This window comes from Conexibacter stalactiti, assembly GCF_033542075.1.
GTDB classification, from domain to species: domain Bacteria; phylum Actinomycetota; class Thermoleophilia; order Solirubrobacterales; family Solirubrobacteraceae; genus Conexibacter; species Conexibacter stalactiti.
Genome location: NZ_JAWSTH010000145.1, coordinates 1 through 13,192, shown reverse-complemented (window position 1 = coordinate 13,192; position 13,192 = coordinate 1). Strand labels below are relative to the sequence as shown.

At 71.1% G+C, this 13,192-nt stretch carries 15 protein-coding genes, 1 pseudogene and 1 riboswitch; of the genes and pseudogenes, 10 read left to right on the top strand and 6 right to left on the bottom strand.

Going from position 1 to position 13,192, the window contains the following annotated elements:
* The 3 genes and pseudogenes from R7226_RS29290 to R7226_RS29280 all read right to left on the bottom strand — a co-directional run.
* Positions 1-281: pseudogene (locus R7226_RS29290) on the bottom strand (hypothetical protein); the annotation flags it as partial.
* Positions 282-412: 131 nt separating this feature from the next.
* The gene (locus tag R7226_RS29285; RefSeq protein ID WP_318601016.1) at positions 413-1,234 is read right to left on the bottom strand and encodes a prolipoprotein diacylglyceryl transferase; all 822 of its coding nucleotides are present in this window, start codon (positions 1,232-1,234) and stop codon (positions 413-415) included.
* Positions 1,235-1,277: 43 nt separating this feature from the next.
* The gene (locus R7226_RS29280; RefSeq protein WP_318601015.1) at positions 1,278-2,492 is read right to left on the bottom strand and encodes a murein hydrolase activator EnvC family protein; all 1,215 of its coding nucleotides are present in this window, start codon (positions 2,490-2,492) and stop codon (positions 1,278-1,280) included.
* 227 nt (positions 2,493-2,719) lie between these two features.
* Here R7226_RS29280 and R7226_RS29275 point away from each other — a divergent pair, with 227 nt between their 5' ends.
* The 3 genes from R7226_RS29275 to pspAB all read left to right on the top strand — a co-directional run bounded on the left by R7226_RS29275 (position 2,720) and on the right by pspAB (position 4,966).
* Positions 2,720-3,433 carry a hypothetical protein gene (locus tag R7226_RS29275; protein WP_318601014.1) on the top strand — a complete coding sequence of 238 codons (714 nt, stop codon included), beginning with the start codon at positions 2,720-2,722 and terminating at the stop codon, positions 3,431-3,433.
* A gap of 66 nt (positions 3,434-3,499) precedes the next feature.
* Complete coding sequence (gene htpX / locus R7226_RS29270) at positions 3,500-4,390, top strand: zinc metalloprotease HtpX (RefSeq protein ID WP_318601013.1); 891 nt, start codon at positions 3,500-3,502, stop codon at positions 4,388-4,390.
* A gap of 3 nt (positions 4,391-4,393) precedes the next feature.
* Positions 4,394-4,966, top strand: a complete 573-nt coding sequence (gene pspAB / locus R7226_RS29265; protein WP_318601012.1) for a PspA-associated protein PspAB — start codon at positions 4,394-4,396, stop codon at positions 4,964-4,966.
* 99 nt (positions 4,967-5,065) lie between these two features.
* On the opposite strand, the gene pspAA is transcribed toward pspAB, so the two are convergent.
* From pspAA to R7226_RS29250, 3 genes are all read right to left on the bottom strand, one after another.
* The gene (gene pspAA, locus R7226_RS29260; RefSeq protein WP_318601011.1) at positions 5,066-5,344 is read right to left on the bottom strand and encodes a PspA-associated protein PspAA; all 279 of its coding nucleotides are present in this window, start codon (positions 5,342-5,344) and stop codon (positions 5,066-5,068) included.
* The gene (locus R7226_RS29255; RefSeq protein WP_318601010.1) at positions 5,341-6,129 is read right to left on the bottom strand and encodes a PspA/IM30 family protein; all 789 of its coding nucleotides are present in this window, start codon (positions 6,127-6,129) and stop codon (positions 5,341-5,343) included. Before R7226_RS29255 ends, pspAA begins: the two co-directional genes overlap by 4 nt.
* Positions 6,130-6,218: 89 nt before the next feature.
* Positions 6,219-6,902: an NlpC/P60 family protein gene (locus tag R7226_RS29250; RefSeq protein ID WP_318601009.1), complete on the bottom strand. Its 684-nt coding sequence runs from the start codon at positions 6,900-6,902 to the stop codon at positions 6,219-6,221.
* Between the two features lie 2 nt (positions 6,903-6,904).
* Positions 6,905-7,052: riboswitch (cyclic di-AMP (ydaO/yuaA leader) on the bottom strand.
* 99 nt (positions 7,053-7,151) lie between these two features.
* Here R7226_RS29250 and R7226_RS29245 point away from each other — a divergent pair.
* The 7 genes from R7226_RS29245 to xseA all read left to right on the top strand — a co-directional run.
* A complete protein-coding gene (locus R7226_RS29245) occupies positions 7,152-8,762 on the top strand; it encodes a DUF3352 domain-containing protein (RefSeq protein ID WP_318601008.1) in 1,611 nt (536 codons plus the stop codon).
* A 61-nt stretch (positions 8,763-8,823) separates the two neighbouring features.
* Complete coding sequence (locus tag R7226_RS29240; protein ID WP_318601007.1) at positions 8,824-10,017, top strand: cell wall-binding repeat-containing protein; 1,194 nt, start codon at positions 8,824-8,826, stop codon at positions 10,015-10,017.
* On the top strand, positions 10,014-10,292 hold the full coding sequence (locus tag R7226_RS29235) for a hypothetical protein (protein WP_318601006.1): 279 nt from the start codon (positions 10,014-10,016) through the stop codon (positions 10,290-10,292). The genes R7226_RS29240 and R7226_RS29235 overlap by 4 nt, the downstream gene beginning before the upstream one ends.
* Before the next feature lie 140 nt (positions 10,293-10,432).
* A complete protein-coding gene (locus tag R7226_RS29230) occupies positions 10,433-10,921 on the top strand; it encodes a hypothetical protein (protein WP_318601005.1) in 489 nt (162 codons plus the stop codon).
* Positions 10,922-10,930: 9 nt separating this feature from the next.
* Complete coding sequence (locus R7226_RS29225; protein ID WP_318601004.1) at positions 10,931-11,116, top strand: hypothetical protein; 186 nt, start codon at positions 10,931-10,933, stop codon at positions 11,114-11,116.
* Positions 11,117-11,131: 15 nt separating this feature from the next.
* Complete coding sequence (locus R7226_RS29220; protein WP_318601003.1) at positions 11,132-12,217, top strand: LLM class F420-dependent oxidoreductase; 1,086 nt, start codon at positions 11,132-11,134, stop codon at positions 12,215-12,217.
* The coding region (gene xseA / locus R7226_RS29215; RefSeq protein WP_318601002.1) for an exodeoxyribonuclease VII large subunit at positions 12,214-13,192 on the top strand (979 nt) is incomplete at its 3' end. The genes R7226_RS29220 and xseA, both read left to right, overlap by 4 nt.

Sequence of the window (13,192 nt, the reverse complement as noted above, 5' to 3'; positions counted from 1 at the left end):
GAGCCGTCGGCCCCGGCGCCACCGCCGGCGAGCGCCGCCGCGCTCGCGCCGGTCGCCGCGGCGGCGAACAGGTCGCCGGACCCGACCGCGACGAGCGCATCGCGTCCGCCGCCGCGCGCCGCGACCGGCGCGGGTGCCTCGACGCTGCTGCTGCGCTGCGCGACGTGGCTGCCGGGCCAGGCGTCGAAGGCGACGACGGCCGAGGCGATCACGAACAGGCAGGCGGCTGCCGCGAGCAGCGCTCCCGTCGTCCCCAAGCCGGCGATGTAAGCCCGTGTCACGCGCATCTTCTCCCCCGTAGTCGACGCCCGACAGCCGGCCAGGATACGGGTGCGTCAGGTTCCTGACAAACGTTTCCGTCCAATCAGGAGAATTAGTGCGCTTTTGGCGCGAACGCCGCTGTGCTTGGCGCTCAGGCGGTCGCGGGGCGACGCCGCTTGGCGTCTCTCGGCGCGGGCGGCTGCGGCCGTCCCTCGCCGATCAGCGTGCCGCCGTTGCGGGCGCGCATCACGAGCAGCCAGACGACCCCGAGCAGGAACATGACCAGGCTCTCGACCTGTGCCGCCGTCATGAAGCCGACGACCGACTCGTTGCGGCGCGCGAACTCGACGAGGAACCGCTCCACGCCGGCGCCGATCAGGTAGAAGCCGAACAGCACGCCAGGCCGGAAGCGGTCGCGCAGGTTCCACAGCACGAATGCGAGCAGGCCCATCGACAGCGTCTCGTAGATCGGCGTCGGCTGCACCTCGACGCCGGGGTCGGTCGGCACCGAGCCGTGCGGGAAGCCCATCGCCCACGGCAGGTCGGACTCCTTGCCGTAGTCGCCGTCGCCGGAGATCTGGCAGCCGATGCGACCGATCGCGTAGCCGAGCGGCAGGCCTATCGCGGCCATGTCGACGAGCGCCAGCGACATGAAGCCGCGCCACTTCGCCCAGATCAGCACCGCGATCACGCCGCCGATCAGACCGCCGTACCAGATCAGCCCGGAGCCGCTGAAGATGTTGCCGAAGAAGTCGTCCTTGACGTCATCCCAGTTCTGCAGCAGGAAGTAGCCGCGGGCGCCGATCAGGCCGCCGATCAGCGCGACGAAGAGGATCTCGTACGCCCAGTCGACGGGCTTGTGGATCTCCTTCAGCCGCCGCGCGACGACCGCCGCCCAGCAGAGGAAGTTCAGTGCGAAGAAGATCCCGAAGGTCTGCAGCTCCAGCCCGAAGACGTCGATCGATCTCAGCACGGGCTGAAGGCTACTGCGCGCGCGGGTCCGGCCGGCGCGCGGGTCAGCCGAGGTAGTTGAGCGGCTGCACGGCGCCGCCGTTGACGCGCACTTCGAAGTGCAGGTGCGCGCCGAAGGAGTAGCCGGTGTTGCCGACCGCGCCGATCACCTGCCCCTGCGAGACCGTCTGTCCGACGCTGACGCCGATCGACGACTGATGGCCGTAGCAGGTGGAGACGCCGCCGCCATGGTCGATGCAGGTGAAGTTGCCGTAGCCGCCGCTGACGCCCGCGAGGATCACGCTGCCGGAGCCGGCCGCGCGGATCGGGGTGCCCTCGGGGGCGCCGAGGTCGAGTCCCTCGTGGAATCTCGTGATGCCGGGGCCGGTGCGGTAGCCGAAGGCGCTCGTGATCGGGGCGTTGACCGGCCAGATGAAGGTGCCGCCGCCTCTGATCGGGCCGGGGGCTGTCGCCGTGCTGGTCGGGTTCTGCGCCGCGCGGATCTTGCGCTCGATCTTCGCCTGCTCGTCCTGGAGACCGTCGATGTCCTCGTTGATCTCGTTCGCGGTCGAGCGCACCTGCCGCAGCAGGTCGCGCTTGCCGGCGCGGAGGCGGTCGACGGCGTCGCGTCTTCTCTCGACGGCGATGCGGGCGCGCGCGACCTCGTTGCGGTGCTCGTAGATCTGCTCGGCGATCGCCTGCTGTCTTCTCTCGAGCGTGTCGAGCCGTCTCGTCTCGTCGGCGGCCTCGGCCTTCGCGTCTCTGACGGACGTGATGATCTGACGGTCCTGCTCGCCGATCCGCTGCAGGTAGGCGCCGTTCTCCAGCAGCTCCGCGAAGCCGTCGGAGTCGAGCACGACGCTGACGATGTCGGGCTCGTCGGACTTGTACAGCTCGACGAGGCGGGCGGCGAGCGTTCTGCGCGCGGCGTTCAGACGCGTTCTCAGTCTCGCGAGGCGGGCGCGCACGACGCGCAGCTCCTCCTGCGTTCTCGCCAGCTCCAGCTTCTTCGCGTCGAGGTCGCCCTGAATCCGGTCCTGCGTGCCTTGGAGCCTGTCGACGTCGGTCTGGAGCGCGTCGATTCTGGTCGTGTAGGCGGTGATGTCGCTCGTCAATATCCGCGCTCTCCCGCGCACTCTGTCGAGCTGACCCTCCTTCTGGTCGAGCTGGCCCTCGATTCTGTCGAGGTCCGACTGCGGATCGGCGCTGGAGATCAGCGGCAGGGCCGCCCACAGGACGAGCGGCAGCAGAAGGGTGGCGAGGAGGATGCGGAGGCGCATGCGACGGGCGAGTCTAGGTCCGGTCCCACGCACGCTCAAGCGCGCGTTCACTGTTATGGATCGGCGACCGGGCCGGTGGCCGGTTCGACTGCGAATTGCAGGCGATTCGGCGCGATTCAGGGTAGCAACGGCCCCTCGGCACTGCGATATTGGTCCAGATCTTGCAGGAAATCACGGTTGGCTTTTCGCTTTCCGCACGCGCGTGTGTAACCTCGGCGATCAGCCGTATGGGACCCCATCGCGACGACATGCGCCACGCGCGCCAGCCCGGTGCCCTCGGCGGTGATATCGCCGGCCATGTCGAGGCGATCGTGCGCGCGGCCGAGCGCGAGGCGCTGGCCGCCGAGCGCGCGATCGAGGAGCGGCGCCGCAGCGCCGAGGAGGAGGTCCGCCGCTACCTCGCCGCCTCCCGCCTCCACGTCGACGCCGAGGCGGCCGCGCGCGCCGCGCGCCTGGAGACGTTGAGCGGCGCCGCCCGCCGTCTCGCCGACGAGCTCTCCGACGCCGCGGCCGCGCTCAACGCCGAGCTCGCGCGCGGCGATGCCGAGCTGCACGGCACGCTTCCGCGCACGCCATGGCCGACGGCGCCGGCCCCCGCCCCCGCTCCGAACGTCACCTCGTTCCAGCCGCGCGAGGTCGTGAGTGAGCCGGTGCCGGAGTCCGCTCCCGAGCCGTTCGAGCAGCCCGCCCCCGCGCCGCGCCCGACGTGGGCGCGAGTCGCCGAGCCCGCTCCGGCTCCGCCGTCGCCGCAGCCGGCCGGCGAGGTCACCAACGCCGCGCGGCTGGTCGCGATCGAGATGGCCGTCGGCGGCGCGCCGCGCGCCGACGTCGACAGCCATCTGCGCAACCGCTTCGGCGTCGAGGACACGGCGCCGCTGCTCGACGACGTCTTCGGTGCGGAGTCGCACGCAGCCAGCCGGCTCGCGTGGGGCGAGCCGTAGCTTAGGAGCGCCTGAGCCAGGTCTGCGATCATGGACGCCGACCTGCACTCAGGAGGATCGCCGCTCATGCCCCGCCCATCGAACTTCGGCAAGGACACCGGGCTCCAAGTCCGGATGACGATGACCTTGTTCCTGCTCGGCCTCGTCTATGCCGTGTTGGTCGGCATCGTCGTCGCCTCCGGCTACATGGCCCTCCTGATCGTCGTCGGCGGTCTGCTGGCGCTGCAGTTCTTCGCCTCCGACAAGCTCGCCCTGCACGCGATGGGCGCCCGCGAGGTCTCGCCCCAGGAAGCGCCGCAGCTGCACGCGATGGTCGAGCGCCTGTGCGTCCAGGCCAACCTGCCCAAGCCGCGCGTCGCCGTCGCCAACACGCCGATGCCGAACGCCTTCGCGATCGGCCGCTCGCCGAAGAAGGCGACCGTCTGCGCGACGACGGGGATCATGGACCTGCTCTCCCCCGCGGAGCTCGAGGGCGTGATGGCGCACGAGCTGACGCACGTGCAGAACCGCGACGTGATGGTGATGACGATCGCCGGCTTCTTCGCCGCGATCGCCTCCTACATCGTCCAGTTCGGCTTCTTCTTCGGCGGCGGCTCCAGCGACGACGACGACGGCCCCGGCTTCATGGTCGTGATCCTCGTCTCGGTCGTCGTCTACATCATCTCCTTCCTGCTGCTGCAGGCGCTTTCGCGCTACCGCGAGTTCGCCGCCGACCGCGGCGCGGCGATCATCACCGGCCGCCCCAGCGCGCTCTCCTCGGCGCTGATGAGAATCTCGGGGACGATGGACCGCATCCCCCAGCGCGACCTGCGCGCCTCGGAGGAGCTGGCGGCCTTCTACATCTTCCCGCCGCACGCGAAGAACTCGCTGATGGGCCTCTTCTCGACGCACCCGCCGATGGAGAAGCGGATCGCGGCCCTGAGCCGGCTCGAGTCCCAGCTGCAGGGCAGCGCGTAGTCCATGGGCCTGTTCGACATCCTGACCGGCAAGCGCAGACTCGCGAGACCTGCGCCGGACCGGCTGTTCGCGATGACGACGGCGAACGTCAAGTTCGAGACCGAGCTGGGGATCCACAGCCGCGGCAGAGCCGGCATCGTCTTCCAGGCGCTGGCGACCGCTGACTTCGAAGGGATCGTCAGAGAGATGGTCGAGGTCGTCGAGGGCATCTCCGACGACTCCGACACGAAGGTCGAGTCGAGAGACGACGAGTACGGCTACCGCTGGATCGTCCTCAGAGACAAGGACTTCGACGATCTCGTCGTCGGCATCAACGCCGTCAGCGGCGCGCTCGAGGCCGGCGGCTACGGCGACCGCATCCTCTGCGCCGTCTTCGGCTTCCAGGACTCGTCCGGCAGACCGCTCTACTGGATCTACAACTACAAGCGCGGGGCGTTCTACCCCTTCGTCCCCGCCGGCGGCGCCCAGCAGCGCGACAGCGAGTCCGAGCTGCGTCTCAAGGCCCAGGTCGGCGCCGAGCTGCCGATCGAAGCCGAGCTCGAGCGCTGGTTCCCGCTCTGGGGCATCCCGATCTGAGCTGGAAACGCGGAGCGCCGGCACGAAGGCCGGCGCTCGGGGCTGCGGGTTCGACGCCGGCCGAACCCGCGACGGAATCGGCGCCAGCCGATTCCGCGGTCAGCCCGGGATCAGGCCCTCGCCCGTGAACTCGTGGCGGGCCTCTTCGTAGGAGGTGTCCGCCGGCGGGACGATCACGTCGGAGCCGTGCAGCTCGTCCGCGGCGAGCGGTGTGCCCTCGCCGCGGATCAGCTCGACGATCTGCGCGAACAGCGCGAGGAACTTCGGCTCGTCCTCGGCCTCGGCCGCGGCGACCGCGTCGTTGTCGAGCTGGTTGAGGCGGTCAGCGACCTCGTCGGCCAGCTTGTACTGGCCCTCGCCCGAGATGCGGACGATCATGCCGGCTTCTCCGTGCCGGCCGGAGCGTCCCCGGCGGCCGTGTCGCCGGCGCCCAGCTCCGGCGCGGGCGCGCTGCCACCGCCGAGCTCGGCCTTCAGCTTCTCCAGCTCACTGTCGACCGCTCCGCCGGAACCGAGCTGCGCCAGCTGGCGGTCGATGTCGTCCGTGCCGTCGCCGAGCTGCGTCAGGTCGTCGAACGCCCCGGCCTTCTCGAGCTCGTCCATCGCACCCGCGCGGGCGCGCATGTTCTCGGTCTTGTCGAGCGCGCGCTGCATCGCGAGGCCGACGTCGGCCATCTCCTCGCCGACACCGGTCGCCGCCTCGGAGATCCGCACCTGCGCCTCGGCCGCGGAGTACTGCGCCTTGACGACTTCCTTCTTGGAGCGGAACGCCTCGATCTTCGACTGCAGCTTCGCCTGGTTGTCGATCATCGACTGCTGCTGCTGCTCGAGCTCGGCGATCTGCGTGTCGAGACCCTGCAGCTCGCCCTGGATCGCGGCCTTGCGCTCGAGCGCCGTGCGCGCGAGCGGCTCGTTGCCGGCCGCCAGCGCCTGACGCGCCTGCGTGTCGAGCTTGACGACCTGCTGCTCCATCTTCTGCGACTGCAGCTGAAGGCGCTTCTTGGACGTGACGACGTCCGCGAGCCCCTTCTTCACGTTCTGCAGCAGCTCCATCTGCTTCTGGTAGCTGTACTCCAGCGTCTCTGAAGGATCCTCTGCCTTGTCCAGCAGCTTCGAGATCTTCGACTTGACGACGGTGGAGAAGCGCCCGGACAGGCCGGCCATTCAGGATCCTCCTAGGACAGGGACGTGGATCAGAAGATCAAGCCTACCGAGCGAGGCTCGCCGCCGAAGGGCGGCGAACCGTACGGAGCTCAGAAGTTCTCGGGGTGGCGCGACTTGAAGCCGCGCGTGGAGTACTTGCCGGGCCGCCAGCGCGGGCCGGACTCGCCGGGACCGCTGGTGTCGAGCCGCAGGCCGGCGATCACGACGAAGGCGTGACCGGGGTTCGTGTAAACCGTGATCCACGTGCCTCTGCCGGATTCCTCCCACGACATGAAGCTGGAGGAGTCGAGCGGGCTGTCGAGCAGGCCGGCGCCGTTGAGCGCGTAGGAGACCGTTCCGGAGCAGTCGTAGCCGGCGGCGCGGAAGCTCTTGTGACCGCCGCCGTAGACGTACGGCTTGCCGAGCAGATCGTTGGCCGCCCAGACGGCCTCCTGCACCTCGACCGGAGCCGCCGCGGGGGCGTACGCGATGCCGTCTCTGAAGACGGCGCGGGAGCCCGGGACGGTCGGACGGGTGTCGGCCGGCGGGACGTAGTCGGCGCTGGCGCCGCCGCCGCTGCCGACAGGCGGAGCCGCCTCCTGCTCTTGCGCTTCTTGGACCTGCGGGGCGGCGGCAGGGGCCTTCTTCTTCTTGGCCGCCTTCTTGCCCTTGGGGGCTCTCGTCGTCGCCTCGCTCGTGACGCCAGCTCCGCCCGAGACCGCCGCGTTCGCCGCGGGGGCCCAGGTGGCCGTGACCGTCATGAGACCCAGCGCGACCAGGGTCCGTGCGCGCAACAGCTTCCTCTTTCGTCGGCCTCCGGGGTTAGCTGTCGGGCTGGCGCGGAAAGAGCCGGCGCCTCCCACGGATGTACCGCGGAATTAGCCCCAAACGACTTGGGTCCCCCGGTCCAGGGCTTCGGGCCCCGGATTCGGCGTTGGGCGGCATCCTAGGGATCGCTCCGGCGTTACGTCAACCCTGCGCGAATATGGAAATTCCCGCGTATTGCGGTCTGATGTCGTCGCGGGCCCCTAGGATTCCGCCGCATGTCCCTCTCTCATCTTCTCTTTAGGCGCCGGACGCGGCCGTTCGCCGCCGCGGTGCCGCTGCTGCTCGTGACCTGCACCCTGGCCGCCTGCGGCAGCGAGGAGGAGCAGAAGGCCGCCGCCCCCACCGACGGCCCCGCGACGCTCGCGCCGTCCAACGCGATCGCGTACGGCGAGGTGCTCGTGCGCCCCGAGGGCGACGTCGAGGAGGGGGTCCTCACCGCCGCGAGACGGATGCTGCGCGTGACCGATCCCGGCAGAGAGCTGCGGCGCCTGCTCGACGAGGGACTCGAGGAGACCGACAGAAACTTCTTCTCCGAGGAGATCGACCCGTTCCTCGGCGACTCGATCGGCGGCTTCCTGCTGATCGAGAACCCGGCCGAGGCGGAGTCGCCCGACGGCGCGGTGATCATCGAGGTCAGAGATCAGGCGGCGGCCGAGAGAGCGCTTGCGAGAGACGTCGACCCGGCCGACAGAAGAGCGACCTACGAGGGCGTCGAGTACACCGTCGACGCTGACGACGGCTCGGCCTACGGCTTCGTCGACGACTACCTCGTCGGCGGCACCGAGGAGGGCTTCAGAGCTGCGGTCGCCGCTTCCAGAGGCAGATCGCTGGCCGACGAGGAGCGCTTCACCGACGCTGCCGACGGGCTGCCCGAGGACCGCCTCGCGTGGGGCTACGCGGAGCCGCGCATGATCGTCGAGCTGCTGAGAGAGCAGGCGCTCGCCGATCCCGAGCTGAGAGGCGCGCTCGAGGGCCAGGAGGAGCAGCTCGACAGAGCGCTCGGCAGCGAGCCGATCACGATGGCGCTGACCGCGCGCGCCGATCAGGTCGTCTTCGAGTTCGCCTCCGGCTCGGCCGAGCTGCCGACGGCCGGCGACAGCGCCGTCGCGCTCGGCGATCTGCCGGGCGAGGCGTGGGCCGCGCTGGCCGCGCCGCTGGACGGCGAGACGATCACCCAGCAGCTGAGACAGTCGGAGGTCTACGACATGGCCGCGACCGAGGTCCGCAACCTGCTCGGCCTCGACCTCGACGCCGACCTGCTGGGCTGGCTCGACGGCGTCGCCGCGTTCGTCGGCGGCACCTCGCTGACCGACGCCGCGGCCGGCATCGTGCTCGGCTCCAGCGACCCCGCCGCGACCGAGCGGGCGGTCGACGGGATCGAGCGCTTCGCCAAGCGCTCCGGGCTCTCGACGACGCCGACGACCGGCGGCGGCCACGGCTTCCAGCTGCACTTCCCGCAGGTCCCGCAGCCGCTGGCGCTGCTCGCCGACGGCGACAAGCTCGCGCTCGGCCTCGGCGTCGCATCCGCGCGCGAGGCGCTCGATCCGGAGTCGCCGCTGTCGGAGACCGAGCCGGGCAAGTCGGCGATCGAGTCGCTCGGCGACGGCTACGAGGCCGGCTTCCTGCTCGTGCCGGGGCCGCTGATGTCGCTGCTGGAGGGCTTCGGCGTCGATCAGGATCCGGACTTCGCCGAGATCCGCAGCTACGTCTCGGCGTACAGATCGATCGTCGCCGGCACCAAGCAGGACGGCGATCGCGTCTCCGCGAAGCTCGTGCTCAACCTGCAGGACCCCGACGACGACGCGGGCGACGACACGACGCCGTGACGCGGGCGCTTCACAATTGATCGACTCGGTCCGGCGAGCGGCGGGCTATGGTGCGGGGCCGATGTTGCGCCGCCGCCTCGCCCTCGCCGGACTGCTGTTGTCACTGACGACCGGACTCGCCGCCTGCGGCGGCGGTGACGACGACGGCGGCAAGACGACCACGATCGTCACGCCGCAGATCGGCTCCAGCGGCGACGAGCCGGAGGCTGTGCAGCAACTCGGCTTCCCCGGCTTCGCGACGAAGAACACGACGCGCGTCGGCGGCTCGGACTCGATCGCCAGCGCCGCCGCCGCGGCCCGCGCCGTCTACCCCGGCGGCGCGCCCAACACGCAGCCGCCGGCGGTCGCGGTCGTCGACCAGGACTCGTGGCAGGCCGGCCTGGCCGCCGCGGTGCTGATGAGCAGACCGCTGCGGGCGCCGATCCTCCTGAGCGACGGCAGATCGCTGCCGGAGGCGAGCGAGGAGGCGCTGAGAGCGCTCGCGCCGACCGGCGTCAGCCCGCTCGGCGGGATGCAGGTCGTGCGCGTCGGCTCCGACACGCCGGCGCCGGCCGGCTTCCGCTCGACGACGATCGAGGGCGACGACCCGGCGGCGCTGGCGGCTGCCGTCGACAGATTCCAGTCGGCCGCCTCCGGCAGAGCGACGAAGACGGTGATGGTCGTCTCCAGCGAGGACCCCGCCTTCGCGATGCCGGCGGCCGCCTACGCCGCCAAGAGCGGCACGCCGATCCTGTTCGTCAGCAGAGACACGATCCCGGGCGCGACCTTCGCCGCGCTGCAGGCGCACGGCAGACCGCGGATGTACCTGCTCGGGCCTGAGACGGTGATCAGCGCGAGAGTCGAGAGAGCGCTGAGAGGGCTCGGGAGAGTCACGCGCATCTCCGGCGAGGATGCCGTCAGAAACGCGATCGCCTTCGCGCGGTACAGCGACGGCAGCTTCGGCTGGGGCGTCGTCGACCCCGGTCACGGGCTCGTCTTCGCCAACGACAGACGCCCGGCCGACGCCGCCGCCGCGGCGCCGTTGTCGGCGAGCGGCACCTACGGACCGCTGCTGCTGCTCGACGACGCGACGACCCTGCCGCTGCCGCTGGGCGAGTACCTGCTGGACATCCAACCGGGCTACGAACGCGATCCGGTCCGCGGCGTTTACAATCACGCCTGGCTGATCGGCGACGAGGCGGCGATAACGCTTCCGGTCCAGTCGCGCATCGACAGCCTCCTGGAGATCTCCCCCGTCAGAACGAGCGCGCCGTGAGCAGATTCGAGCATCCTGACCGCCTGCGCCCCGGGCGCGAGGTCACCGTCGACGACGTCCGTCAGCTGATGGGCGCCTCCACCCCGCATTTCGCGCTGCAGCTGCGCGAGCGGATCCGCCGGCTGATCAGAGGCCTCCCGGCCGATCACCCGGCCCGCGTCGAGGGCGAGCGTGAGATCGCGCGCCTCGAGGGCATCGCCTTCCACGGCGAGGTCCGCGGCACCCCGGCCCAGCCGGGCATGAAGACGCTCGCCAGCGTCGACGACGCGGCGTAGGCGTTCGTCACAGCAGTCGCGCGGTCGCGCGCGGGTTTACGGCCTCCGTCGCGCCTGCCAGCAGCCGTTTCGCGACCACTTCGCAAATTTCGCGCCGACTGCGGGTGTCGGCACTTCGCGGTACCGCATAGTGGCTCGCGATGCCGGCGCCGCTCGATCCTCTCGTCGCCCCCAGTCAGCTCGCCTACGAGCAGGCGAGCGCGGCGCTGGCGCGACAGCATGAGAGCCTGGAGGCGCTGCGCGGTCGCGCCGTCGCGCTGCTGACGGCGGCGACCGTCGTGGCATCGCTGTTCAGCGGATGGGTGCTTTCGAACCGCGCCCTCGGTTTGCTCGGATGGCTTGCCATTGCCGCGTTCGTCCTCGTCGCATGCGTGTGCCTGTTCGCTGCCGCCCCACACGTCCAGCTCGAGCGTGGGATCAAGCCATCCGTTCTGCTCGCCGCGGTCGATCGTGACCAAGGGCTGCGCGAGCCCGGCGCGGCGCATCGGGCGGTGGCTCTCCATCTGGAAGCGAGTTACGGCAGAAACAACACGGTCCTCGCTCGAATTGCCACGACTCTGCAAATTGCGGTCTCGATCCAGGCCGTTGCAGTACTTTGCTGGGTAGCGGAACTGGTCTTGATCTCGTAGCGTCGTGGCATGAGATCGCTTCCGCCCGAGTTGGACCATGACGTGATCCACCGCGAGACGGGCCTCCCGAATCCGATGTGGCAGGGTGAGCCCGGGGCCGGTGTGTTTGCCGAGGCCGGTCGGCGGGTGTTGCGGGCGCTGAGGCGGGTCGTGCGCTGGCCGGCCGCGAAGCGGGCCCGCAGCGCCGACCAGTGAGTTAGGCTCGCGCCCATGCGGCTTGGACTCTTCCTCGCGTACTGGCCCTGGTTCACGCCCCAGGAGCAGGTCGACCTCGCCGTGCTCGGCGACGAGCTGGGGCTCGACTCGATCTGGATCTCGGAGGCGTGGGGACAGGACGCCGTCTCGGTGCTCGGGCTGCTCGCCGGCAAGACGGAGCGGATCGCGCTCGGCTCCGGGCTGATGCAGATCCCCGCCCGCCAGCCGACCGCGACCGCGATGGCAGCTGCCTCGCTCGACGTCTTGAGCAACGGCCGCTTCCGGCTCGGCCTCGGCCTCTCCGGGCCGCAGGTCTCGGAGGGCTGGTACGGCACGCCGTTCAAGAGACCGCTCGGGCGCACGCGCGAGTACGTCGAGATCGTGCGCAAGGTGCTGGCGCGCAGAACGGTCACCTACGAGGGCAGCGAGTGGACGCTCCCGCTGCCGCCGGACGCGCCCGGCGCAACCGGCCTCGGCCGCCCGCTGAAGCTGCTCGCCAAGCCGGTGCAGCAGCGGATCCCGGTCTACCTCGGTGCGATCGGGCCGAAGGCGGTCGAGCAGACCGGTGCGATCGCCGACGGCTGGCTGCCGTTCCTGCTCCATCCCGACCAGCCGGACGTCCTGCTCGATCCGCTGCGACGCGGCGCGCAGGGAGCGGGCCGCACGCTCGCCGAGATCGACGTCGCGCCGGTCGTGCCGACGGCGGTCGCCGACACGGTCGCCGAGGCGCGCGACCACGTCCGCCCGTGGCTGGCCTTCTACCTTGGAGCGATGGGCGCCAAGGACAAGAACTTCTACGTCGAGCTGGCCGACTCCTACGGACACGGCGACGCCGCGCGGCTCTGTCAGGAGCGCTTCCTCGACGGCGACCGCGTCGGCGCCGCGCAGGCGCTCGACGACGAGCTGATCGACATCGCGACGATCGCGGCGACGCCGCAGACGCTCGCCGGCCGCATCGAGCGCTACCGCGCGATCGGCGCCGACACGCTCGTGATCGTCCCCGGCGGACCCGACAAGGCCGCGACGATCCGCGCGGCGGCGAATGCGGTAGGCGCGGGCGACGCCGCCGGCGCCGCGACGCCGGCCACACCGGCGCAGTGAGCGGCGACGACCCCAGCGACGTACGCGGAGGCGGCGCACCCGCCGGCATCCCCGGCAGCGCCCTCCCGGGCCCCTTCGCCGTCGGCGCCTACGCGGAGCGGCTGCGGCAGCAGCTGCGCGCCTTCGCGCGCGTGCAGGTCTTCGGCGAGCTGTGGAACTTCCGCACCAGCCGCACGACCGTCTACTTCGAGCTGCGCGACGCACGCGGCGCGCTGCCGTGCGCGATGTGGCGCAGCGACTTCGACGCGCTCGGCGTCGAGCCGAGCGACGGCGCCCAGGTCGTGCTCGCCGGCGGTTGCGACTACTACCCCGGCAGCGCGACCTCCTCGCCCTCCTTCTCCTTCCGCGCGACCGACCTGCGGATCGCCGGCGAGGGCGACCTGCTCGCACAGGTCGAGCGGCTGCGGCGGATGCTCGCCGCCGAGGGGCTGCTGGAGCCGCAGAAGCACCTCCCCCGTCCGCTGCTCCCGCGCACGATCGGCGTCGTCACGGGCGAGACCGGCAAAGCGCGTGACGACGTGCTCGCCGCGCTGAGGCGGCGCGGCTGGAGCGGGCGGCTGATCTGGGGCTTCGCGCCGGTCCAGGACCGCCACGCCGCGCCGAAGATCGCGCAGGCGCTGCGCGACCTCGCCGCGATCGAGGAGGTCGACGTCGTGATCGTCGCACGCGGCGGCGGCTCGCTCGCCGACCTCTTCGCCTTCTGCGACGAGACGCTCTGTCGCACCGTCGCGCTGCTGCGCGTGCCCGTGATCGCCTCCGTCGGCCACCACACCGACCGCACCTTGATCGACGACGTCGCCGCCGTCTGCTGCTCGACCCCGACCCACGCGGCCGAGGCCGCCGTCCAGCTCGACGTCAACGCCGCGCGCGCGACGCTGCTGCGCGAGACGCGCCGGCTCGACGCGCACGGCCGCCGCGCGGTGCTCGACCGCGCCCGCACGCTCGTCGCGCTCGCGCGCGCCCCGGCCGAGCACG

Coding starts and splice junctions, on each gene's coding strand:
- R7226_RS29230 (WP_318601005.1), top strand. CDS start 10,433: ATGCCGGCGCCGCTCGATCCTCTCGTCGCCCCCAGTCAGCTCGCCTAC.
- R7226_RS29240 (WP_318601007.1), top strand. CDS start 8,824: ATGTTGCGCCGCCGCCTCGCCCTCGCCGGACTGCTGTTGTCACTGACG.
- R7226_RS29280 (WP_318601015.1), bottom strand. CDS start 2,492: ATGCGCCTCCGCATCCTCCTCGCCACCCTTCTGCTGCCGCTCGTCCTG.
- R7226_RS29220 (WP_318601003.1), top strand. CDS start 11,132: ATGCGGCTTGGACTCTTCCTCGCGTACTGGCCCTGGTTCACGCCCCAG.
- pspAA (WP_318601011.1), bottom strand. CDS start 5,344: ATGATCGTCCGCATCTCGGGCGAGGGCCAGTACAAGCTGGCCGACGAG.
- htpX (WP_318601013.1), top strand. CDS start 3,500: ATGCCCCGCCCATCGAACTTCGGCAAGGACACCGGGCTCCAAGTCCGG.
- pspAB (WP_318601012.1), top strand. CDS start 4,394: ATGGGCCTGTTCGACATCCTGACCGGCAAGCGCAGACTCGCGAGACCT.
- R7226_RS29225 (WP_318601004.1), top strand. CDS start 10,931: ATGAGATCGCTTCCGCCCGAGTTGGACCATGACGTGATCCACCGCGAG.
- R7226_RS29245 (WP_318601008.1), top strand. CDS start 7,152: ATGTCCCTCTCTCATCTTCTCTTTAGGCGCCGGACGCGGCCGTTCGCC.
- R7226_RS29275 (WP_318601014.1), top strand. CDS start 2,720: ATGGGACCCCATCGCGACGACATGCGCCACGCGCGCCAGCCCGGTGCC.
- R7226_RS29255 (WP_318601010.1), bottom strand. CDS start 6,129: ATGGCCGGCCTGTCCGGGCGCTTCTCCACCGTCGTCAAGTCGAAGATC.